The 22,277-nt window shown below is 34.7% G+C and carries 35 protein-coding genes; all 35 read left to right on the top strand.

From position 1 onward, the window contains the following. Nucleotides 1-4 precede the first annotated feature (4 nt). The 35 genes from rpsG to GQ47_RS15980 all read left to right on the top strand — a co-directional run bounded on the left by rpsG (nt 5) and on the right by GQ47_RS15980 (nt 22,201). Nucleotides 5-481, top strand: a complete 477-nt coding sequence (gene rpsG / locus GQ47_RS16145) for a 30S ribosomal protein S7 (protein WP_026727879.1) — start codon at nt 5-7, stop codon at nt 479-481. Between the two features lie 10 nt (nt 482-491). Further along, nucleotides 492-2,648, top strand: a complete 2,157-nt coding sequence (gene fusA / locus GQ47_RS16140) for an elongation factor G (protein WP_035650464.1) — start codon at nt 492-494, stop codon at nt 2,646-2,648. A gap of 11 nt (nt 2,649-2,659) precedes the next feature. Beyond that, nucleotides 2,660-2,965: a 30S ribosomal protein S10 gene (rpsJ, locus tag GQ47_RS16135; RefSeq protein WP_007803605.1), complete on the top strand. Its 306-nt coding sequence runs from the start codon at nt 2,660-2,662 to the stop codon at nt 2,963-2,965. Nucleotides 2,966-3,371: 406 nt separating this feature from the next. Next, complete coding sequence (rplC, locus tag GQ47_RS16130; protein ID WP_035650463.1) at nt 3,372-3,989, top strand: 50S ribosomal protein L3; 618 nt, start codon at nt 3,372-3,374, stop codon at nt 3,987-3,989. Beyond that, the gene (gene rplD / locus GQ47_RS16125) at nt 3,989-4,618 is read left to right on the top strand and encodes a 50S ribosomal protein L4 (RefSeq protein ID WP_035650461.1); all 630 of its coding nucleotides are present in this window, start codon (nt 3,989-3,991) and stop codon (nt 4,616-4,618) included. Before rplC ends, rplD begins: the two co-directional genes overlap by 1 nt. Nucleotides 4,619-4,625: 7 nt before the next feature. Next, nucleotides 4,626-4,916 (top strand): 50S ribosomal protein L23, encoded by a 291-nt coding sequence (rplW, locus tag GQ47_RS16120; RefSeq protein ID WP_012022489.1) that lies wholly within the window; start codon nt 4,626-4,628, stop codon nt 4,914-4,916. A 9-nt stretch (nt 4,917-4,925) separates the two neighbouring features. Further along, the gene (gene rplB / locus GQ47_RS16115; protein WP_035650459.1) at nt 4,926-5,750 is read left to right on the top strand and encodes a 50S ribosomal protein L2; all 825 of its coding nucleotides are present in this window, start codon (nt 4,926-4,928) and stop codon (nt 5,748-5,750) included. 6 nt (nt 5,751-5,756) lie between these two features. After that, nucleotides 5,757-6,035 (top strand): 30S ribosomal protein S19, encoded by a 279-nt coding sequence (rpsS, locus tag GQ47_RS16110; protein WP_008464288.1) that lies wholly within the window; start codon nt 5,757-5,759, stop codon nt 6,033-6,035. Nucleotides 6,036-6,041: 6 nt separating this feature from the next. Beyond that, nucleotides 6,042-6,455: a 50S ribosomal protein L22 gene (gene rplV / locus GQ47_RS16105; protein WP_007803631.1), complete on the top strand. Its 414-nt coding sequence runs from the start codon at nt 6,042-6,044 to the stop codon at nt 6,453-6,455. A gap of 5 nt (nt 6,456-6,460) precedes the next feature. After that, complete coding sequence (gene rpsC, locus GQ47_RS16100) at nt 6,461-7,222, top strand: 30S ribosomal protein S3 (protein ID WP_007803635.1); 762 nt, start codon at nt 6,461-6,463, stop codon at nt 7,220-7,222. 19 nt (nt 7,223-7,241) lie between these two features. Continuing rightward, nucleotides 7,242-7,667, top strand: coding sequence for a 50S ribosomal protein L16 (rplP, locus tag GQ47_RS16095; RefSeq protein ID WP_017495016.1), 426 nt, complete (start codon nt 7,242-7,244; stop codon nt 7,665-7,667). Between the two features lie 12 nt (nt 7,668-7,679). Next, entirely contained in the window at nt 7,680-7,871 is a 192-nt protein-coding gene (gene rpmC, locus GQ47_RS16090; RefSeq protein WP_008464297.1) for a 50S ribosomal protein L29, read from the top strand. Nucleotides 7,872-7,888: 17 nt separating this feature from the next. Then, the gene (rpsQ, locus tag GQ47_RS16085) at nt 7,889-8,149 is read left to right on the top strand and encodes a 30S ribosomal protein S17 (protein ID WP_007803646.1); all 261 of its coding nucleotides are present in this window, start codon (nt 7,889-7,891) and stop codon (nt 8,147-8,149) included. Nucleotides 8,150-8,151: 2 nt separating this feature from the next. Next, nucleotides 8,152-8,520: a 50S ribosomal protein L14 gene (gene rplN / locus GQ47_RS16080; protein WP_007803649.1), complete on the top strand. Its 369-nt coding sequence runs from the start codon at nt 8,152-8,154 to the stop codon at nt 8,518-8,520. Nucleotides 8,521-8,531: 11 nt separating this feature from the next. Next, entirely contained in the window at nt 8,532-8,846 is a 315-nt protein-coding gene (gene rplX, locus GQ47_RS16075; RefSeq protein WP_007803650.1) for a 50S ribosomal protein L24, read from the top strand. Nucleotides 8,847-8,848: 2 nt separating this feature from the next. Then, on the top strand, nt 8,849-9,400 hold the full coding sequence (gene rplE, locus GQ47_RS16070) for a 50S ribosomal protein L5 (RefSeq protein WP_012022484.1): 552 nt from the start codon (nt 8,849-8,851) through the stop codon (nt 9,398-9,400). A gap of 3 nt (nt 9,401-9,403) precedes the next feature. Beyond that, nucleotides 9,404-9,673 carry a 30S ribosomal protein S14 gene (gene rpsN / locus GQ47_RS16065; RefSeq protein WP_031456037.1) on the top strand — a complete coding sequence of 90 codons (270 nt, stop codon included), beginning with the start codon at nt 9,404-9,406 and terminating at the stop codon, nt 9,671-9,673. Nucleotides 9,674-9,778: 105 nt separating this feature from the next. Beyond that, on the top strand, nt 9,779-10,177 hold the full coding sequence (gene rpsH, locus GQ47_RS16060) for a 30S ribosomal protein S8 (RefSeq protein ID WP_008464306.1): 399 nt from the start codon (nt 9,779-9,781) through the stop codon (nt 10,175-10,177). 18 nt (nt 10,178-10,195) lie between these two features. Beyond that, a complete protein-coding gene (gene rplF / locus GQ47_RS16055; protein ID WP_035650454.1) occupies nt 10,196-10,738 on the top strand; it encodes a 50S ribosomal protein L6 in 543 nt (180 codons plus the stop codon). Between the two features lie 11 nt (nt 10,739-10,749). Further along, nucleotides 10,750-11,100, top strand: a complete 351-nt coding sequence (gene rplR / locus GQ47_RS16050; protein ID WP_035650451.1) for a 50S ribosomal protein L18 — start codon at nt 10,750-10,752, stop codon at nt 11,098-11,100. Between the two features lie 3 nt (nt 11,101-11,103). Continuing rightward, a complete protein-coding gene (gene rpsE / locus GQ47_RS16045; RefSeq protein ID WP_085950926.1) occupies nt 11,104-11,628 on the top strand; it encodes a 30S ribosomal protein S5 in 525 nt (174 codons plus the stop codon). A 12-nt stretch (nt 11,629-11,640) separates the two neighbouring features. Further along, nucleotides 11,641-11,823, top strand: coding sequence for a 50S ribosomal protein L30 (rpmD, locus tag GQ47_RS16040; RefSeq protein WP_017495010.1), 183 nt, complete (start codon nt 11,641-11,643; stop codon nt 11,821-11,823). An 11-nt stretch (nt 11,824-11,834) separates the two neighbouring features. After that, nucleotides 11,835-12,287, top strand: a complete 453-nt coding sequence (gene rplO / locus GQ47_RS16035; protein WP_035650448.1) for a 50S ribosomal protein L15 — start codon at nt 11,835-11,837, stop codon at nt 12,285-12,287. A 12-nt stretch (nt 12,288-12,299) separates the two neighbouring features. Beyond that, nucleotides 12,300-13,646, top strand: a complete 1,347-nt coding sequence (gene secY, locus GQ47_RS16030) for a preprotein translocase subunit SecY (RefSeq protein ID WP_035650446.1) — start codon at nt 12,300-12,302, stop codon at nt 13,644-13,646. Between the two features lie 7 nt (nt 13,647-13,653). Continuing rightward, nucleotides 13,654-13,869: a translation initiation factor IF-1 gene (gene infA, locus GQ47_RS16025; protein WP_007136545.1), complete on the top strand. Its 216-nt coding sequence runs from the start codon at nt 13,654-13,656 to the stop codon at nt 13,867-13,869. 12 nt (nt 13,870-13,881) lie between these two features. Continuing rightward, complete coding sequence (gene ykgO, locus GQ47_RS23220; RefSeq protein ID WP_002987490.1) at nt 13,882-13,998, top strand: type B 50S ribosomal protein L36; 117 nt, start codon at nt 13,882-13,884, stop codon at nt 13,996-13,998. 2 nt (nt 13,999-14,000) lie between these two features. Beyond that, a complete protein-coding gene (rpsM, locus tag GQ47_RS16020; protein WP_012022478.1) occupies nt 14,001-14,375 on the top strand; it encodes a 30S ribosomal protein S13 in 375 nt (124 codons plus the stop codon). Nucleotides 14,376-14,383: 8 nt separating this feature from the next. After that, nucleotides 14,384-14,767 carry a 30S ribosomal protein S11 gene (rpsK, locus tag GQ47_RS16015; protein ID WP_007803677.1) on the top strand — a complete coding sequence of 128 codons (384 nt, stop codon included), beginning with the start codon at nt 14,384-14,386 and terminating at the stop codon, nt 14,765-14,767. Nucleotides 14,768-14,858: 91 nt separating this feature from the next. Then, a complete protein-coding gene (gene rpsD, locus GQ47_RS16010) occupies nt 14,859-15,464 on the top strand; it encodes a 30S ribosomal protein S4 (RefSeq protein ID WP_035619621.1) in 606 nt (201 codons plus the stop codon). 21 nt (nt 15,465-15,485) lie between these two features. Then, nucleotides 15,486-16,478: a DNA-directed RNA polymerase subunit alpha gene (locus tag GQ47_RS16005; protein ID WP_026109818.1), complete on the top strand. Its 993-nt coding sequence runs from the start codon at nt 15,486-15,488 to the stop codon at nt 16,476-16,478. A 62-nt stretch (nt 16,479-16,540) separates the two neighbouring features. After that, entirely contained in the window at nt 16,541-17,032 is a 492-nt protein-coding gene (gene rplQ / locus GQ47_RS16000; RefSeq protein ID WP_026727865.1) for a 50S ribosomal protein L17, read from the top strand. A 244-nt stretch (nt 17,033-17,276) separates the two neighbouring features. Then, on the top strand, nt 17,277-18,395 hold the full coding sequence (carA, locus tag GQ47_RS15995) for a glutamine-hydrolyzing carbamoyl-phosphate synthase small subunit (protein WP_035650443.1): 1,119 nt from the start codon (nt 17,277-17,279) through the stop codon (nt 18,393-18,395). Between the two features lie 101 nt (nt 18,396-18,496). After that, entirely contained in the window at nt 18,497-19,789 is a 1,293-nt protein-coding gene (gene eno / locus GQ47_RS15990; protein WP_035650440.1) for a phosphopyruvate hydratase, read from the top strand. A 156-nt stretch (nt 19,790-19,945) separates the two neighbouring features. After that, nucleotides 19,946-21,223 (top strand): citrate synthase, encoded by a 1,278-nt coding sequence (locus GQ47_RS15985; protein ID WP_035650438.1) that lies wholly within the window; start codon nt 19,946-19,948, stop codon nt 21,221-21,223. 63 nt (nt 21,224-21,286) lie between these two features. After that, nucleotides 21,287-22,201 carry a dimethylarginine dimethylaminohydrolase family protein gene (locus GQ47_RS15980; RefSeq protein ID WP_035650437.1) on the top strand — a complete coding sequence of 305 codons (915 nt, stop codon included), beginning with the start codon at nt 21,287-21,289 and terminating at the stop codon, nt 22,199-22,201. The last annotated feature ends 76 nt before the right edge of the window (nt 22,202-22,277 follow it).

Below are 22,277 nucleotides of genomic sequence, written 5' to 3'. Positions count from 1 at the left end.
AGACATGAGAAAAAGAGCGGCAAAGAAAAGACCACTTTTACCGGATCCAAGGTTTAACGACCAATTAGTAACACGTTTTGTGAATAACTTAATGTGGGATGGTAAGAAATCTACAGCTTTTAAAGTATTTTATGATGCAATTGACATCATTGAAACTAAAAAGCAAAATGATGAGAAGACTTCATTAGAGATCTGGAAAGATGCTTTAACAAACGTTATGCCTCACGTAGAAGTACGTAGCCGTAGAGTTGGTGGAGCTACATTCCAAATTCCAATGCAGATTCGTCCAGACAGAAAAATTTCTATGGCAATGAAGTGGTTAATACTTTATTCAAGAAGAAGAAATGAAAAATCTATGGCACAACGTTTAGCGTCAGAATGTTTAGCTGCTGCTAAAGAAGAAGGTGCTGCGGTTAAGAAAAGAATGGATACTCACAAAATGGCAGAGGCTAACAAAGCATTCTCTCATTTTAGATTTTAATTCGTAAGAAATGGCTAGAGATTTAAAATATACAAGAAATATCGGGATTGCTGCTCACATTGATGCTGGTAAAACAACAACAACTGAGCGTATTCTTTTTTATACTGGAAAGTCACACAAAATTGGTGAGGTGCACGATGGTGCTGCAACAATGGACTGGATGGCGCAAGAGCAAGAAAGAGGTATTACAATTACTTCTGCTGCTACAACTTGTACTTGGAATTTTCCAACTGAGCAAGGTAAGACTCTTCCGGAATCATTGCCTTATCACTTTAATATTATTGATACTCCTGGACACGTTGATTTTACTGTAGAGGTAAACCGTTCTTTACGTGTACTTGATGGTTTGGTTTTCTTGTTTAGTGCTGTTGATGGTGTTGAACCACAGTCAGAAACTAACTGGAGACTTGCTGATCAATATAGAGTTCCTCGTATGGGATTCGTAAACAAAATGGACCGTCAAGGTGCTAACTTTTTAGGAGTATGCGGACAGGTTAAAGATATGTTGAAATCGAATGCGGTTGCAATTACTTTGCCTATTGGTGATGAAGCAGATTTTAAAGGTATTGTTGACTTAGTTAAAAATCAAGCTATTGTATGGCATGATGAAACTCAAGGAGCTACTTTTGATATCGTTGATATTCCTGCTGATATGGTAGACGAGGTTAGACAATATCGTTCTATCCTTATCGAAGAGATTGCTACTTACGACGAGAATCTTTTGGATAAATACATGGAGGATGAAAACTCTATTACAGAGGAAGAAATCAACAATGCATTAAGAGCTGCTACTATTGATATGGCAATTATCCCAATGCTTGCTGGTTCGTCTTTCAAAAACAAAGGTGTTCAATTTATGTTGGATGCGGTTTGTAAGTATTTGCCATCTCCATTAGATAAAGAAGGTATCGAAGGAATTCACCCTGATGATGCTGATTTATTAGAAGAAGATCAAACTAAAATCTTGCGTAAGCCAGATGTTAAAGAGCCATTCGCGGCTTTAGCATTTAAAATCGCTACTGACCCATTCGTAGGTCGTTTAGCTTTCTTTCGTGCTTACTCTGGACGTTTAGATGCTGGTTCTTACGTTTTGAATACTCGTTCTGGTAATAAAGAAAGAATTTCTCGTATCTACCAAATGCATGCTAATAAACAAAATCCAATCGAATTTATTGAGGCTGGGGATATTGGTGCTGCTGTTGGATTTAAAGATATCAAAACAGGAGATACTCTTTGTGATGAAAAGAATCCAATTATCTTGGAGTCTATGAAATTCCCAGATCCTGTAATTGGTATTGCTATTGAGCCAAAAACAAAAGCTGACGTTGATAAAATGGGTATGGCTTTAGCTAAATTAGCTGAAGAAGATCCAACATTTACAGTTAGAACTGATGAGGCTTCTGGTCAAACTATTATTTCAGGTATGGGTGAGCTTCACTTAGATATCTTAGTAGATCGTATGAAACGTGAGTTTAAAGTTGAAGTGAATCAAGGTGAGCCTCAAGTTGAGTACAAAGAAGCGTTTACAAGATCTGCAACACATAGAGAGACTTACAAGAAACAATCTGGAGGTCGTGGTAAATTCGGTGATATCGTATTTACAATTGAGCCTGCTGATGAAGTTGATGGTAAAGTTCCAGTTGGATTACAATTTATCAATGCTGTAAAAGGTGGTAACGTTCCTAAAGAATATATCCCTGCTGTTGAAAAAGGATTTAGAGAGGCTATGAAAACTGGTCCATTAGCAGGATATGCTGTGGATAGTTTGAAAGTGACTTTAACTGATGGATCTTTCCACCCTGTGGATTCTGATGCATTATCTTTTGAGTTAGCTGCAAGAATGGGTTATAAAGAGTCTGGACGTGCTGCTGGAGCTGTTATTCTTGAGCCAATCATGAAAATCGAAGTTATTACTCCAGAAGAAAATATGGGTGATATCGTAGGTGACTTGAACCGTCGTAGAGGTCAGGTTAATGATATGGGTGACAGAAATGGAGCTAAAACTATCAAGGCTGACGTGCCTTTATCAGAAATGTTTGGTTATGTAACAACATTAAGAACATTATCTTCTGGTAGAGCAACTTCAACAATGGAGTTTTCTCACTATGCAGAAACGCCTTCTAATATTTCAGAAGCGGTAATTAAAAAAGCAAAAGGTAACGCTTAATTCTTAAGAAAATGAGTCAAAAAATCAGAATAAAACTAAAATCTTACGATCACATGTTGGTAGATAAATCTGCTGAAAAGATCGTAAAAACAGTAAAAACTACTGGAGCAGTTGTAACAGGTCCAATTCCGTTGCCAACTCACAAAAAACTTTTCACTGTATTACGTTCTCCGCACGTTAACAAAAAAGCGAGAGAGCAATTTGAAGTAATGTCATACAAGAGATTGATTGATATTTATTCATCTTCATCTAAAACTATTGATGCTTTAATGAAACTTGAATTGCCAAGTGGAGTAGAAGTAGAGATAAAAGTATAATTTTTTATATTTTTTTCATATAAAAAGCGAGACAGAAATGTCTCGCTTTTTTTGTTTTTAAAAGATGATTTAGATTCACTGATTTTTTAAATGTTTCATGATTTTTATGGTCTTTTGAATTTGTGTAAATCCCTTTGTTTTAAGGAGGTGCGAAAGTTTTTTATTTCAATTTTATTAAGTAATTGTTAAGTCTGAATTGTCTAAAGATTAAAAAGAAAGTTTCAAATTTTGAGATATGCAAAGTTGTTTTTGGTGTCATTTTGGAGCTTGGATTTTGATTATGAGTGATTTAATTTTTGTAACCGTTTGGTATATTCAATTTTAATGTCTACTTTTGCACTCCCTGTTTGGAAATTTCTGTTATTTTCAAATTGAAGGGAATTTTAGTAATTAATAATTAATATTTATGTCTGGGTTAATTGGTAAGAAAATCGGCATGACAAGTATTTTCGATGAAAACGGGAAAAACATTCCTTGTACAGTAATCGAAGCTGGTCCATGCGTTGTTACCCAAGTCAGAACCAAAGGTGTTGACGGGTACGAAGCGTTGCAACTTGGTTTCGATGACAAAAACGAGAAACATTCCACTAAAGCGGCTTTAGGTCACTTTAAAAAAGCTGGAACTGTTGCTAAGAAAAAAGTCGTTGAATTCCAAGATTTTGCAACTGAACAAAAATTAGGAGATCTTATTGATGTTTCTATTTTTGAAGAAGGAGAATTTGTAGATGTACAAGGTGTATCTAAAGGTAAAGGTTTTCAGGGTGTTGTTAAACGTCACGGTTTTGGTGGGGTTGGACAAGCTACTCATGGTCAGCACAACCGTTTAAGAGCGCCAGGTTCTGTAGGAGCTTCTTCTTATCCATCTAGAGTATTCAAAGGAATGCGTATGGCTGGAAGAATGGGAGGAGAAAATGTAAAAGTTCAAAACCTTAGAGTTTTAAAAGTAGTGGCTGAAAAGAACCTACTTGTTGTTAAAGGGTGTATTCCTGGGCACAAAAACTCTTACGTAATCATTCAGAAGTAATGGAAGTAAAAGTATTAGATTTCAACGGAAAAGATACTGGAAGAAAAGTTCAACTTTCTGATTCAGTATTCGCAATTGAACCAAACAATCACGCAGTATATCTTGATGTTAAGCAATATCTTGCTAATCAAAGACAAGGTACTCACAAGGCTAAAGAAAGAGCTGAAGTAACTGGAAGTACGCGTAAGATTAAAAAACAAAAAGGAACTGGTACTGCTCGTGCAGGAAGTGTTAAGAATCCTTTGTTTAAAGGTGGTGGAACAGTTTTCGGACCAAGACCAAGAAGTTATTCATTCAAATTGAATAAAAACTTAAAAAGATTGGCTAGAAAATCAGCTTTCTCAATCAAAGCAAAAGAAGCAAATATTGTTGTTCTTGAAGACTTTAATTTTGAAGCGCCAAACACTAAAAATTTCATTAACGTTTTGAAAGCTTTAGGGTTAGAAAATAAAAAATCTCTATTTGTATTGGGTGAGTCAAATAAAAACGTATATTTGTCGTCACGTAATTTAAAGGCTTCTAATGTTGTAACTAGCTCAGAATTAAGCACTTACGCAATATTAAACGCTAATAATTTAGTGCTTTTGGAAGGTTCTTTAGAGTTAATTGAAGAAAATTTAAGTAAATAATAGGAATATGAGCATCATTATCAGACCTATAGTAACGGAAAAAGTAACCAAAGAAAGTGAAGTTCTAAACCGTTTTGGATTCGTTGTTGACAAAAAAGCGAACAAAGTTCAAATTAAGAAAGCTGTTGAGGCTGCTTATGGAGTAACTATCGTTTCAGTTAATACAATGAATGTGAGACCGGATAGATCTACTAAATACACTAAAAGTGGTTTAATCAGTGGAAAGACAAATGCAATCAAAAAAGCAATTGTTCAAGTACAAGAAGGAGAAACAATTGATTTTTACAACAATATCTAAGATAGAAAAATGTCAGTAAGAAAATTAAAACCTATTACCCCAGGTCAGCGATTTAGAGTTGTGAATGGTTATGACGCCATTACAACTGATAAGCCGGAACGCTCTTTGATAGCGCCGATAAAAAACTCTGGAGGTAGAAATAGTCAAGGAAAGATGACCATGCGTTATACGGGTGGTGGTCACAAGCAGAGATATCGTATTATTGATTTCAAAAGAACTAAAGATGGAATTCCAGCTACAGTGAAATCAATCGAATACGATCCAAATCGTACTGCATTTATCGCTTTATTAGCTTATGCTGATGGAGAGAAAACTTATGTAATTGCTCAAAACGGATTGAAAGTTGGTCAGAAATTAGTTTCTGGTCCAGAATCTCAACCTGAAATTGGTAATACATTGCCTTTAAGCAGAATTCCTCTTGGAACTGTTATATCTTGTATTGAGTTACGTCCAGGACAAGGAGCAGTTATTGCTCGTTCAGCTGGAACTTTTGCTCAGTTAATGGCGAGAGACGGGAAATATGCAACAATTAAAATGCCATCTGGTGAAACAAGATTAATCTTGTTAACTTGCTCGGCTACAATTGGAGCTGTTTCTAATTCTGACCACCAATTAGTTGTATCTGGAAAAGCAGGTAGAACAAGATGGTTAGGAAGAAGACCTAGAACTAGACCAGTAGCGATGAACCCAGTTGATCACCCTATGGGAGGTGGTGAAGGACGTTCTTCTGGAGGGCACCCACGTTCAAGAAACGGATTGCCAGCTAAAGGTTACAGAACTCGTTCTAAGAAAAACCCGAGTAACAAGTATATCGTAGAACGTAGAAAGAAATAATAAGATATGGCACGTTCATTAAAAAAAGGACCTTTCGTTCATTATAAATTAGACAAGAAAGTTCAAGAAAACGTAGAAAGTGGTAAAAATGCAGTTGTAAAGACTTGGTCTAGAGCTTCAATGATTACTCCGGATTTCGTTGGACAAACTATCGCAGTTCATAACGGTCGTCAATTTGTACCAGTTTACGTAACAGAAAACATGGTAGGTCACAAATTAGGAGAGTTTTCACCAACTAGATCTTTTAGAGGTCATGCTGGAGCAAAAAATAAAGGTAAAAAATAAGAAGCAATGGGAGTTCGTAAAAGAGAAACAGCAGATGCGAGAAAAGAGGCTAATAAGTCTATTGCTTTCGCAAAATTGAATAACTGCCCTACTTCACCTAGAAAAATGCGCTTAGTAGCGGACTTGGTAAGAGGTCAGAAGGTAGAAAGAGCACTTAACATTTTAAGATTCAGTTCTAAAGAAGCTTCAAGAAAATTAGAAAAACTATTGTTATCTGCAATCAACAACTGGGAGCAAAAAAATAGTGAAGGTAATTTAGAAGAAGCTGGATTATTTGTTAAAGAGATCAGAGTAGATGGTGGAATGATGTTGAAAAGACTTCGTCCAGCTCCACAAGGTCGTGCACACAGAATCAGAAAACGTTCTAATCACGTAACAATCGTGCTTGGAGCTATCAATAACACACAAAGCAATTCTTAAGCAGCATGGGACAAAAGACAAATCCAATTGGAAATAGACTTGGTATCATCAGAGGATGGGACTCAAACTGGTATGGTGGAAATGATTACGGTGATAAATTAGCCGAAGATCACAAAATCAGAAAGTATATCCATGCTCGTTTATCAAAAGCTAGTGTATCAAAAGTAATCATCGAGAGAACTTTGAAACTTGTAACCGTTACTATCACTACTGCTAGACCTGGTATCATTATCGGAAAAGGTGGACAAGAGGTAGACAAGTTAAAAGAGGAACTTAAGAAAGTTACTGACAAAGAGGTTCAAATTAACATCTTTGAAATTAAAAGACCTGAGTTAGATGCTTATCTTGTGGCGACAAGCATCGCTCGTCAAATCGAAAGCCGTATTTCTTACAGACGTGCAATCAAAATGGCTATTGCTGCTTCTATGCGTATGAACGCTGAAGGTATCAAAGTTTTGATTTCTGGTCGTTTGAATGGTGCTGAGATGGCGCGTTCAGAAGGTTTCAAAGAAGGTAGAATTCCTCTATCAACTTTCAGAGCTGATATTGATTATGCTTTGGCTGAAGCTCATACTACTTACGGTAGAATGGGTATCAAAGTATGGATCATGAAAGGTGAGGTTTACGGAAAGAGAGATCTTTCTCCACTTGCAGGAATGGATAAAAAACAATCTGGAACTGGTGGTGGTAAAGGTGGAGATTCTCCAAGAGGAGATAGAAAACCTTTTAACAAAGGTGGTAAACCAGACGCTCGTAAAAGAAAGTAAATTTTTAAACTAAAGAAAAATGTTACAGCCTAAAAGAACAAAATACCGTAAGGTACAAAAAGGTAAGATGAAAGGTAACTCTCAAAGAGGGCATGAACTTTCTAATGGAATGTTTGGTATTAAATCTGTACATGAAGATGGAATGTTCTTAACTTCTCGTCAAATCGAAGCTGCACGTATCGCTGCAACTCGTTACATGAAGAGAGAGGGACAATTATGGATTAAAATATTTCCAGACAAACCTATCACTAAGAAACCTCTTGAAGTACGTATGGGTAAAGGTAAAGGAGCAGTTGAGTATTGGGCTGCTGTTGTTAAACCAGGAAGAATTATGTTTGAAGTTGGAGGAGTTCCATTGTCAGTTGCAAAAGAGGCTTTACGTCTTGCGGCTCAGAAACTTCCAGTAAAAACTAAATTCGTCGTTGCTAGAGATTTCGAAGCATAATTTATATTTATTATGAAACAATCAGAAATAAAAGATCTTTCTGCAGCGGAGTTGCAAGAAAAGCTTAGTCAAACTAAGAAAGTATATGCTGACCTAAAAATGGCTCATGCTATTTCTCCAATTGCTAACCCACTTCAAATTAGAAGTGTTAGAAGAACAGTTGCAAGATTAGCTACAGAGTTAACTAAAAGAGAGTTACAATAATTGTATTCTGCTGAAAGATGGAAGAAAAAAGAAATTTAAGAAAAGAAAGAATAGGTGTTGTTACTTCAAATAAAATGGATAAATCTATTGTTATTGCTGAAGTAAGAAAAGTAAAACACCCATTATACGGTAAGTTCGTGTTGAAAACAAAGAAATATGTTGCACACGACGAAACAAACGACTGTAACATTGGAGATACTGTAAGAATTAGCGAAACGCGTCCTTTAAGTAAAACAAAATGTTGGAGATTAGTTGAAATCTTAGAAAGAGCTAAATAATTATGGTACAACAGGAATCAAGACTAAAAGTAGCAGATAACACGGGAGCTAAGGAAGTTTTAACTATCCGTGTTTTAGGAGGTACCAAAAGAAGGTATGCCTCTGTTGGTGACAAGATTGTAGTATCTATTAAAGATGCAACTCCAAACGGAAACGTTAAAAAAGGAGCTGTTTCAACTGCAGTTGTTGTACGTACCAAAAAAGAAGTGAGAAGAGCTGATGGTTCTTATATCCGTTTCGATGACAATGCATGTGTTCTTTTGAACGCTGCAGGTGAAATGAGAGGGACTCGTGTTTTTGGTCCGGTAGCAAGAGAACTTCGTGAAAAACAATTCATGAAAATTGTATCATTAGCACCAGAAGTGCTTTAATTCGTTTTAAGATGATAAAGCTAAAAATAAAATCAGGAGATATCGTAAGAGTTATTGCTGGAGACCATAAAGGTGCTGAAGGTAAAGTTCTGCGTGTTTACCGTGAGAAAAATAAAGCGATAGTTGAAGGTGTAAACATGGTTTCGAAACATACAAAACCAAGTGCTAAAAACCCTCAAGGTGGTATCGTTAAGAAAGAGGCTTCTATTCAAATTTCTAACATTTCTCTAATTGATCCTAAAACTAAGGAAACAACTAGAGTAGGTATTAGAGTAGAAGGAGATAAGAAAGTAAGATTTTCAAAAAAATCTAATCAAGTACTATAGTAATGGCATATACACCTAGACTAAAAGAAGAATATAAGAGTAGAGTAATCTCTGCTCTTAAAGAAGAGTTCGGATATACAAACGTAATGCAAGTTCCTAAACTTGAAAAAATCGTTTTGAGCCGTGGAGTTGGTGCAGCTGTATCTGATAAAAAACTTATTGACTATGCAGTTGATGAGTTGACAAAGATCACTGGACAAAAAGCAGTATCTACAATTTCTAAGAAAGACGTTGCGTCTTTCAAATTAAGAAAAGGGATGCCTATTGGAGCAAAAGTAACTTTACGTGGTGAAAGAATGTATGAGTTTTTAGATAGACTTATTACTTCTGCTTTACCACGCGTTAGAGATTTTGGTGGTATTAAAGCTACTGGTTTCGACGGAAGAGGTAACTACAATCTTGGAGTTTTAGAGCAAATCATTTTCCCTGAAATTGATATTGACAAAGTAAACAAAATTTCAGGAATGGATATTACATTTGTTACTACTGCAAAAACAGACAAGGAAGCAAAGTCATTATTGGCTGAATTAGGATTACCTTTTAAAAAGAATTAAGACATGGCTAAAGAATCAATGAAAGCCCGTGAGGTGAAAAGAGAGAAAACGGTAGCTAAGTATGCTGAAAAAAGAAAAGCTTTATTAGAAGCTGGAGATTATGAAGGCTTACAAAAATTACCTAAAAATGCTTCACCAGTTCGTTTACACAATCGTTGTAAATTAACAGGTAGACCTAGAGGTTATATTCGTCAATTTGGTATTTCACGTGTAACTTTCCGTGAAATGGCTAATAATGGATTAATTCCAGGAGTTAAAAAAGCGTCTTGGTAATCTCGCAATAAGTTATTACTTTTGCAAACCAAAAAATAATTTTTAATTGATTAAAGGTTCGGGGGACGAGTGTCTCCCGAAAACCATAATCGCAATCAAATACATATGTATACAGATCCTATTGCAGATTATTTGACTAGAGTTCGTAACGCTGTGGCTGCAAACCACAAAGTTGTTGAAATTCCAGCTTCTAATCTTAAAAAAGAAATAACTAAGATCTTATTTGATCAAGGTTATATCTTAAGTTACAAATTTGAACAGAACACTGTACAAGGTTCTATCAAAATTGCTTTGAAGTATGATAAAGATACTAAAGAGCCTGTAATCAAAGATATCCAAAGAATTAGTAAACCTGGTTTACGTAAGTACGCGGGTGCTGCCAAATTACCTAGAATCCTTAACGGATTAGGAATTGCTATTGTTTCTACATCAAAAGGTTTGATGACAGGAAAACAAGCTAAGCAATTAAATGTAGGTGGTGAAGTAATTTGTTACGTATACTAATTTTAAACACTAGATAAGATGTCAAGAATAGGTAAAAGCCCAATTGTAATCCCTGCTGGTGTAACTGTTGAAGTTAAAGACGGTATTATTACAGTAAAAGGAAAAAAAGGTCAACTAGTTCAGGAGTTTTCGGACGTAAATGTAACTGTTGAAGGCGATCAAGTTTTAGTAGAAAGATCGTCTGATCATAAAGACCATAGAGCAAAACACGGATTATTCAGATCTTTGATCAGTAATATGGTTGTTGGTGTATCTGAAGGTTTTACAAAAGAACTAGAATTAGTTGGAGTTGGTTATAGAGCTTCAAACCAAGGTCAAAAATTAGATTTAGCTCTTGGATATTCTCACAATATTGTTTTAGAAATTGCTCCAGAAGTAGCTTTAGAAACAATATCTGAAAAAGGTAAGAACCCTATCGTAAAATTAACATCATTTGATAAACAACTTTTAGGTCAAGTTGCTGCGAAAATCAGAGGTTTCCGTAAGCCAGAGCCATATAAAGGAAAAGGTGTTAAATTTGTGGGTGAAGTATTAAGAAGAAAAGCAGGTAAATCAGCTTAAAAAATAAGATTATGTCATTAACAAAATCTGAAAGAAGACAGAGAATTAAATTCAGAATTAGAAAATCGGTTAGTGGTTCTGCTGCAAGACCAAGACTTTCTGTTTTTAGAAGTAATAAAGAAATTTACGCTCAAATCATTGATGATGTAAATGGAGTTACTATATTAGCTGCATCTTCTAGAGAAAAAGAAATAGGAAAAGGTACTAACGTTGAAGTAGCTGCTGCTGTTGGAAAATTAGTTGCAGAAAAAGCGTTAAAAGCTGGGATTGATACCATCACTTTTGATAGAGGTGGATATTTATATCACGGTCGTATTAAATCATTAGCAGAAGGCGCAAGAGCCGCTGGACTTAAATTCTAATATATTATGTCTAAATACAAAAATGTAGAATTGGTAAAACCTAGTGGTCTTGAACTTAAAGATCGTCTAGTTAGTGTTAATCGTGTTACTAAAGTTACAAAAGGTGGTAGAGCTTTCGGTTTTTCTGCTATTGTAGTTGTAGGTGATGAAAATGGAGTAGTTGGTCACGGATTAGGAAAATCTAAAGACGTTTCTGAAGCAATTGCGAAAGCAGTAGAAGATGCAAAGAAAAATTTAGTAAAAATTCCTTTGAATGGTCAGTCAGTTCCTCACGAACAAAAAGGTAAATTTGGTGGTGCACGTGTATTCTTAATTCCTGCTTCTCATGGTACAGGAGTTATTGCTGGTGGAGCTGTTCGTTCAGTTCTTGAATCAGTAGGTATTCACGACGTATTATCTAAATCTCAAGGATCATCAAATCCTCATAACGTAGTGAAAGCAACTTTTGATGCTTTATTACAAATGAGAAGCGCTCATACTGTTGCAAAACAAAGAGGTGTTTCTTTAGAAAAAGTTTTTAAAGGTTAATTCAAGGAAATTATGGCTAAATTATTAGTAAAACAAGTAAGAAGCAAAATCAACTGTCCTCTTTCTCAAAAAAGAGGTTTGGAAGCTTTAGGTCTACGTAAAATGGGACAAGTTGTAGAGCATGATTCAAATCCTGCTATCCTTGGTATGATAAACAAAGTTAAACACTTAGTTTCTGTTGAAGAAGCTAAATAACAAATACTGTTATGAATTTAAGTAACTTACAACCAGCTGAAGGATCAACGCACAATCAAAATAAAAGATTAGGTAGAGGAGAAGGTTCTGGAAAAGGTGGCACTGCTGCAAGAGGTCACAAAGGAGCAAAATCTCGTTCTGGTTATTCAAAAAAGATTGGTTTTGAAGGAGGGCAAATGCCGCTTCAAAGACGTGTACCTAAGTTTGGTTTCACAAACATCAATCGTAAAGAATACGAAGGTGTTAATTTAGATACGCTTCAATTATTAGTAGACAATGGTTTGGTTACTGATTCTGTTTCTATGACAGAATTTGTTGCAAATCGTCTAGCTACCAAAAATGAAATCGTTAAGATTTTAGGTAGAGGAGAGTTGAAAGCAAAATTAAAAGTAACTGCTCACAAATTTACTGCTACTGCAAAAGCTGCTATTGAAGCTGCTGGTGGAGAGGCTGTAACAATATAATTTTTCTATTGTATGAAGAAATTTATTGAATCAATTAGCAATGTTTGGAAAATCGAAGAACTAAAGAATAGAATTCTAATTACTTTAGGATTACTTTTAGTATATCGTTTTGGAGCACACGTTACCCTTCCTGGAGTTGATGCAACTCAATTAACAGGTTTAGCAGGGCAAACTAAACAAGGTTTAGGTTCTGTCTTAGACATGTTTACAGGAGGTGCTTTCTCTAAAGCTTCAGTTTTTGCTTTAGGTATTATGCCTTATATTTCTGCATCTATTGTTGTTCAGTTAATGGGAATTGCTATTCCTTATTTGCAAAAACTTCAAAATGATGGAGAGAGTGGTAGAAAAAAGATTAATCAAATTACACGTTGGTTAACTATTGCTATTACATTGGTTCAAGGTCCAACCTATATCTACAATCTATACAGAACATTGCCTGGCAGTGCTTTTCTACTAGGCTTTAACTCACCTGAGTTTTTATTCTCTTCTGTAATCATTTTAGTTACTGGTACAATTTTTGCTATGTGGCTTGGTGAAAAAATTACTGATAAAGGTATTGGAAATGGAATTTCATTATTAATTATGGTTGGTATCTTAGCTCGTTTACCGCAAGCTTTTATTCAAGAGTTTACTACGAGAGTTACCAATAACAATGGAGGACCAATGTTGTTAGTTATTGAAATTATTTTGTGGTTATTAGTGATTATTTCTTGTGTATTGCTTACAATGGCAGTACGTAGAATTCCTGTTCAGTACGCTCGTCGTACGACTACTGGTGATTATGAGCAAGATTTAGCAGGTGGTAATAGACAATGGATTCCTTTGAAGCTAAATGCTGCTGGGGTTATGCCAATTATTTTTGCTCAGGCAATTATGTTTATACCTGCAGCTGTAGCTGGGTTATCTCAGTCAGAAACATCACAATCCATTCTTGTAGTATTTAAAGACATGTTTGGTTTTTGGTATAATTTATTATTCGCAACTTTAATTATTGTGTTTACATTCTTTTATACTGCAATCACTGTGCCGACTAACAAAATGGCTGATGACTTGAAAAGAAGTGGTGGTTTTATTCCTGGGGTTCGTCCTGGTGCTGAAACTTCAGACTTCCTTGATAAAGTGATGTCTTTAATAACTTTTCCAGGTTCTTTATTCCTTGCTTTGATTGCTGTGTTCCCAGCTATTGTAGTTAGTGTTATTGGGGTAACAGATGCTTGGGCAATGTTTTTTGGAGGTACCTCATTAATAATTATGGTTGGAGTTGCAATAGATACCATTCAGCAAATCAATTCATATTTGTTAAACAAACATTATGATGGTTTAATGAAGACTGGTAAAAATAGAAAAGCAGTAGCTTAATATATTTATGGCAAAACAATCAGCAATAGAACAAGACGGATCAATCATTGAAGCATTGTCAAATGCGATGTTCCGTGTAGAGTTAGAAAATGGACATATTGTAATTGCTCATATTTCTGGTAAAATGCGTATGCATTACATCAAATTATTACCTGGTGATAAAGTGAAACTAGAAATGAGTCCTTATGATTTGTCAAAAGCAAGAATTACTTATCGATATTAAAGGATAATTACTATGAAAGTTAGAGCATCAGTAAAAAAGAGAAGTGCCGAGTGCATTATCGTGCGTAGAAAAGGGAGACTGTACGTAATAAACAAAAAGAATCCTAGATTTAAACAAAGACAAGGATAATTATGGCAAGAATAGCAGGGGTAGATATCCCAAAAAACAAAAGAGGTGTTATCGCACTTACCTACATCTTCGGATTAGGAAAAAGTAGAGCTATTGAGATTTTAGAAAAAGCTCAAGTTAGCCAAGATAAAAAAGTTCAAGATTGGAATGATGATGAGATCGGAGCAATTCGTGATGCAGTTTCATTTTACAAAATTGAAGGAGAATTACGTTCTGAAGTTTCTTTGAACATCAAACGTTTAATGGATATTGGTTGTTACAGAGGTATCCGTCATAGATCTGGTCTTCCATTAAGAGGACAAAGAACTAAAAACAACTCTAGAACAAGAAAAGGTAAAAGAAAAACTGTTGCTAACAAGAAAAAAGCAACTAAATAATAAGTAATATGGCTAAAGCAACTGCAAAAAAACGTAAAGTTATCGTTGAATCAACGGGTGAAGCTCATATTTCTGCGACTTTCAACAATATTATCATTTCTTTGACTAATAAGAAAGGTGAAGTTATTTCTTGGTCTTCAGCTGGTAAAATGGGTTTCAGAGGTTCTAAAAAGAACACTCCGTATGCAGCTCAAATGGCAGCAGAAGATTGTAGTAAAGTAGCTCTTGAAGCAGGACTTAAAAAAGTAAAAGTTTATGTAAAAGGACCAGGAAACGGACGTGAGTCTGCTATCCGTTCTATTCATAACGGTGGAATTGAAGTTACTGAAATTATCGATGTTACTCCAATGCCTCACAACGGATGTCGTCCTCCGAAAAGACGTAGAGTTTAATACTCAAAATTATTATAGTATAACCTAGATAGAACATAGATTATCGAAGGATAAGACCTGAATTCATAATCTCTATCTTAAACAATTTAAAATGGCAAGATATACTGGTCCTAGCACAAGAATCGCCCGTAAATTTGGCGAAGCAATTTTCGGAGATGATAAATCTTTCGAAAAAAGAAATTACCCACCTGGACAACACGGGATGGCTAAAAAAAGAGGAAAAAAATCTGAGTACGCTGTTCAGTTAATGGAAAAGCAAAAAGCTAAATATTCTTACGGAATTTTAGAAAAACAATTCAGAAATTTATTCGAAAAAGCATCAGCTACTAAAGGAGTTACTGGTGAAGTTTTATTACAATTATGCGAAGCAAGATTGGATAACGTAGTTTTTAGAATGGGTATCGCTCCTTCTAGAAGAGGTGCGCGTCAAATCGTATCTCACAGACACGTTACTGTAAATGGTGAAGTTGTAAATATTCCTTCTTACCACCTTAAACCTGGTGATAAAGTTGCAGTTCGTGAAAAATCTAAATCTTTAGAAGCTATCGAACGTTCTTTATCAAATTCAAGTCATGTTTATGAATGGATTACTTGGAACAATGATCTTAAAGAAGGAACTTTCGTTTCTGTACCTGCAAGACTTCAAATTCCAGAAAACATTAAAGAACAATTAATCGTAGAGTTGTACAACAAATAATAATTGACTTAGTCGAAATTTATGGCAATATTTAATTTTCAAAAGCCCGATAAAGTTATCATGATCGATTCAACCGATTTTGAAGGTAAATTTGAATTTAGACCTTTGGAACCTGGTTACGGATTGACAGTTGGTAATGCACTTAGAAGAGTTTTGCTTTCAGCGTTAGAAGGTTATGCAATTACATCTGTTCGTATCGAAGGTGTAGATCATGAGTTTTCTACTATTTCAGGTGTTGTTGAAGATGTTACCGAAATTATCCTTAATCTAAAACAAGTTCGTTTCAAACGTCAAATTGAAGATATTGATAATGAAGCAGTTACTATTTCTGTTTCTGGTAAAGATCAGCTAACGGCAGGTGATTTTCAAAAATTTATTTCAGGTTTCCAAGTTTTGAATCCAGACCTTGTTATCTGTAATTTAGATTCTAAAATCAAATTGAACTTCGATTTAACGATCGAAAAAGGTAGAGGATACGTTCCTGCTGAAGAGAACAAAAAACAGAATGCTGCAATTGGAACGATTTTTACAGATTCTATTTTTACTCCGGTAAAAAATGTAAAATATGCAATCGAAAATTTCCGTGTAGAGCAAAAAACAGATTACGAAAAATTAGTTTTTGAAATCAAAACTGATGGATCTATTAATCCTAAAGATGCTCTTACTGAAGCTGCTAAAGTTTTAATTCACCATTTCATGTTGTTTTCTGATGAAAGAATTACACTTGAGGCTGACGAAATTGCACAAACAGAATCGTATGATGAAGAGTCATTGCATATGAGACAATTGCTTAAAACTAAGCTTGTTGATATGGATTTATCTGTAAGAGCATTAAATTGCTTGAAAGCGGCTGAAGTTGATACACTTGGTGATTTAGTATCGTTCAATAAAAATGACCTAATGAAATTCCGTAATTTCGGTAAAAAATCTTTAACTGAACTTGATGAACTTGTTGCAGTTAAAAATTTGACTTTCGGAATGGATTTAGCTAAATACAAATTAGATAAAGAATAATTTACTTCATATTTTGCTCTCCATAGTGGATTGTAGCAAGATGAAGATAAAAAAAACACGTCATGAGACACGGAAAAAAATTCAACCACTTAAGCAGACAGACTGGACATAGAAAAGCTATGTTGGCTAATATGGCTTGTTCTCTTATTGAGCACAAACGTATTAACACTACTGTTGCTAAAGCTAAAGCGCTTAAACAATTCGTTGAGCCTTTAATCACTAAATCAAAAGAAGATACGACTCACAACCGTCGTATTGTTTTTGCTTACTTACGTAGCAAATATGCTGTAACTGACTTGTTCAGAGATGTAGCTGCTAAAGTTGGTGACCGTCCAGGTGGATACACTCGTATCATTAAAGTTGGAAATCGTTTGGGAGATAACGCTGATATGGCGATGATCGAACTTGTTGACTTCAATGAACTTTACAACGGAGGTAAAAAAGAAGTTAAAAAAGCTAAAAGCCGTCGTGGTGGTAAAGCAAAAAAAGCTGAAGGAACTGCTCCTGAAGCTCCAGCTGCTGAATCAGAAACGACTACAGAAGCTTCTGAATAATTATGAAAGTAATGATTCTATAAAAATCAAGGATAAACTAATTGTTAGTTTATCCTTTTTTTTTTGATTTTTTTGAAACCTTTAAAAATGTAACTTATTTAAAATGCTAGGTTTTATTTTTACGAATGAAAGTTTTAAAAAATCTTGGAAGAGCTCTTTTAAAGAAGTAAATTTGCAAAATATCTAATTACAAATGAAGCTTTTCAAGTTTCATACACAATTAAAAAACAATACAAATTAAAGAATGAAATACACAACACGACAAAGCGCCATTTTATTACTAAGTGATGGAACTATTTTTCACGGAAAGTCTATCGGTATTAGCGGTAAAACTTTTGGTGAGGTTTGTTTTAATACTGGAATGACCGGATATCAGGAGATTTTTACAGATCCTTCTTATTTTGGTCAAATTATGGTTGCGACTAATCCGCATATTGGTAATTATGGTGTTAATGATTTAGAAGTAGAATCAGACAGCATTAAAATTGCAGGTTTGGTTTGTAAAAACTTTAGCTTTAATTATTCAAGAGAAGGTGCTTCTGGAAGTTTGGAAGATTACTTTACCAAGCAAAACCTGATTTGTATTTCTGATGTTGATACAAGAGCTCTTGTAAGTTATATTCGTGACAATGGAGCAATGAATGCTGTAATTTGTACAGATGGTACTTCAATTGAAGATTTGAAAAAGGAATTAGCAGATGTTCCAAATATGGAAGGTCTAGAACTTGCGTCTAAAGTGTCTACAACTGAACCATATTTTGTTGGAGATGAAAATGCAACTTATAAAATTTCTGCACTTGACCTTGGAATTAAAAAGAATATTTTAAGAAATCTTGCCAAGAGAGATTGCTATATTAAAGTTTTTCCATATAACTCAACTTATGAGGATTTAAATTCGTTTAATCCAGATGGATTTTTCTTGTCAAACGGGCCTGGAGATCCGGATCCTTTATTTGGAGCAATTGAAGTTGCAAAGAAAATTCTTGCTGAGGATAGACCTTTATTCGGAATTTGTTTAGGACATCAAGTAATTGGCCTTGCCAATGGTATTGAAACTTATAAAATGTTTAACGGACACCGAGGAATTAATCATCCTGTTAAAAATATTTTAACTGGTAAAGGAGAGATTACTTCTCAGAATCATGGATTTGCGGTTAAGAAAGAACAATTGGAAAATCATCCAGAATTGGAGATTACCCATGTGCATTTAAATGATGGTACTGTTGCCGGAATGAGAATGAAAAATAAGAATTGTTTTTCAGTGCAATATCACCCAGAGGCAAGCCCGGGACCACATGATTCATCTTATTTATTTGATCAATTTGTTGAGAATATAAAACTGGCTACCTCTAAAACGATGTAGTTAATAAATAAAGGTGTTTAATGTCTAGATTGCGTTTTTAGTATTAAATATTTTTATAATTTCGAAAAAAAAATATAATTTATTAATAAAAAACAAAAATAATGAGTATTATAATTAAAGTTCACGCAAGACAAATTCTTGATTCTAGAGGTAATCCTACTATTGAAGTTGATGTAGTAACTGAAAATGGAGTTTTAGGTAGAGCTGCTGTTCCTTCTGGAGCATCAACTGGAGAGCACGAAGCTGTTGAATTACGTGATGGAGGTAAAGCTTATCTAGGTAAAGGTGTTTTGAATGCAGTGAACAATGTAAATACTGTTATTGCTGAAGAATTAGTTGGAACTTCTGTTTTCGAACAAAACACAATTGACCAATTAATGATTGATTTAGATGGAACTCCAAATAAATCTAAACTAGGAGCTAATGCTATTTTAGGTGTTTCTTTAGCTGCTGCAAAAGCTGCTGCTAACGAACTTGGATTGCCATTGTACAGATATGTAGGTGGTGTTTCTGCTAACACATTGCCAGTTCCGATGATGAACATCATCAACGGTGGTTCTCACTCTGATGCGCCTATCGCATTTCAAGAATTTATGATTTTCCCTGTAAAAGCTACTTCTTTTACACATGCTATGCAAATGGGGACTGAAATTTTTCACAGCTTGAAAAAAGTATTACACGATAGAGGTTTAAGTACGGCTGTAGGTGATGAAGGAGGTTTTGCTCCAAACTTAGCTGGTGGTACTGAAGATGCTTTAGATACTATTAAATTAGCAGTTGAGAAAGCAGGATATACTTTCGGTGACGAAATTATGATTGCGCTTGACTGTGCGGCTTCTGAGTTTTATGTAAACGGTAAATATGATTACACTAAATTTGAAGGAGAAACTGGAAAAATCAGAACATCTGAAGAGCAAGCGGATTATTTAGCTGAACTTGCTGCTAAATATCCAATTATTTCTATCGAAGACGGTATGTACGAAGACGATTGGAATGGATGGAAATACTTGACTGAGAAAATTGGAAATAAAGTACAATTAGTTGGAGATGATTTATTCGTTACTAATGTTGAACGTTTGTCAACTGGTATCGAAAAAGGTATTGCTAATTCAATTTTAGTAAAAGTAAACCAAATTGGTACTTTGACAGAAACTATTGCAGCTGTAAATATGGCTAAAAATGCTGGGTATACATCTGTAATGTCTCACCGTTCTGGAGAAACTGAAGATAATACAATTGCAGATTTAGCTGTGGCTTTAAACTGTGGGCAAATCAAAACTGGTTCTGCTTCACGTTCTGATCGTATGGCTAAATACAACCAATTATTAAGAATTGAAGAAGAACTTGGAAGTACTGCTTATTTTCCTGGTTTAAACGCTTTCAAGATCAAATAATTGTAAGAGTTATATATTGAAAAGAAACCATTCGTGTTAACGAATGGTTTTTTTTTGGAGTTTTAACAAATTCATAGCAGGATTCTTTTTTTAGTTAGTCTTAAATTCCTTAGATTTGATAAATTATTATTTTATAGAATTATTCCCGATTATATTATGTCAAAAATAGCTACATTAGAAGTAGATGGTAAAAAAATTGAACTTCCGGTTATCACAGGGAGCGAAAATGAATCAGCTATCGATATTAACAAATTACGTGATTTAACAGGTATTATTACAATCGACCCGGGTTATAAAAACTCAGGATCTTGTACAAGTGAAATTACTTTCTTAGACGGAGAATTAGGAATCTTACGTTACAGAGGATATTCAATTGAAGATTTAGCTGAAAAGGCTAGTTTTTTAGAGGTGTCTTATCTTTTGATTTTTGGAGAACTGCCAACAGCTGCAGAATTAGAAAACTTTGAAAATGGTATTAAAAAACATTCGTTAGTTAACGAAGAAATGAAAAATATCATTGACGGTTTTCCAAAAACTGCGCATCCAATGGGTGTTTTGTCAGCTTTGACAAGCGCTTTAACTGCTTTCAACCCAAAAGCAGTGAATGTGGATAACGAAAAAGAAATGTATGAGGCAATTTGCAAAACAATGGCTAAATTTTTAGTTATTGCAACTTGGACATACAGAAAATCAATGGGATATCCATTGAACTATTATGACAATACAAAAGGATATGTTGAGAACTTTATGCAGTTGATGTTTCAATTGCCAACAGGACCTTACAAAGCAAATCCTGTTGTTGTTGATGCATTGGATAAATTATTTATTCTTCACGCAGATCACGAACAAAACTGTTCAACTTCAACAGTAAGAATGGTTGGTTCATCTCACGCTGGATTATTTGCTTCAATCTCTTCTGGAGTTTCTGCTCTTTGGGGACCTCTTCATGGAGGAGCAAATCAGGCTGTTCTTGAAATGTTGGAAGAAATCAACAAAGATGGTGGAGATACTGATAAATTCTTGGCTAAAGCTAAAGATAAAAATGATCCATTCCGTTTAATGGGATTCGGACACAGAGTTTATAAAAACTTTGATCCAAGAGCAAAAATCATCAAAAAAGCGGCTAAAGAAGTTTTAGAAACTTTAGGTGTTGAAGATCCAATTTTAGATATTGCTAGAAAATTAGAAACAGCAGCTCTTGAAGACGAATACTTCAAATCAAGAAACTTATATCCAAACGTTGATTTCTACTCAGGAATTATTTACAGAGCGTTAGGAATTCCAACAGATATGTTTACAGTAATGTTTGCTATCGGAAGATTGCCAGGATGGATCGCACAATGGAAAGAAATGCGTGAAAACAAAGAGCCAATTGGAAGACCAAGACAAATTTACACAGGGCATCCGTTAAGAGAATTTAAGCCTAACAAATAAAAAATAGAAAGCTTCACTTACATGTGAAGCTTTTTTTATCTTTGCTCAAAATATAATAAAGTTATGTTGCAATTAAATGTAAAGAACGAAACGTCAAGACTGCGGGCTGTAGTTTTGGGTTCAGCCGTTCATAATGGGCCAACTCCAACCTTAGAGGAAGCTTATGACCCTAAGTCATTGGAACATATTAAAGCAGGAACCTATCCGATCGAAAAAGACATGGTTGTTGAAATGGAAGCTTTTAATTCTGTTTTTCAAAAGTATGACGTTAAAGTCTATCGCCCGGAAATGATTGAGAACTACAATCAGATTTTTGCTCGAGATATTGGATTTGTAATTGATGATGTTTTTGTAAAATCAAATATACTGCCTGATCGTGAACGTGAACTAGACGCAATTCAATATGTAATAGATCAAATTGAACCTCTAAAAGTTGTTCGTCCGCCTGAAGAAGTTCATATTGAAGGAGGCGATGTTATGCTTTGGAATGATCATATTTTTATAGGAACTTACAAAGGAAGTGATTATAAAGATTATATAACCGCAAGGACTAACATGCATGGGGTTAATTATATTAAAGAGTTATTTCCAAACAAAATTGTAAAAGAATTTGATCTGGTTAAATCTAAACTAGAAGCTAGAGATAATGCATTGCACTTAGATTGTTGTTTTCAGCCAGTTGGAGAAAATAAAGGAATTATCTACAAAAGAGGTTTTCGTGAAGAAGCTGATTATTTATATCTAGTGAATCTTTTTGGAAAAGAAAATTTGTTTCATATCGAAAGAAATGAAATGTATAATATGTTTTCAAATGTGTTTTCAATTGATAAAAATGTTGTGGTTTCGGAGAAAAATTTCACACGCTTAAATAACTGGCTTCGTGCAAATGGTTTTACGGTTGAAGAAATTCCGTATGCCGAAATTGCAAAACAAGAAGGATTATTAAGATGTTCAACACTTCCGTTAATTAGAGACTAAAATAGTTTTTGAGTTTCAAGTTTAAGGTTTTTACAAGACGCTAAATTTTAAACTTGAAGCCTTAAACTTGAAACAA

Source organism: Flavobacterium sp. ASV13, assembly GCF_000745775.1.
GTDB lineage: Bacteria > Bacteroidota > Bacteroidia > Flavobacteriales > Flavobacteriaceae > Flavobacterium.
This window is presented reverse-complemented; position numbering and strand designations above follow the sequence as displayed.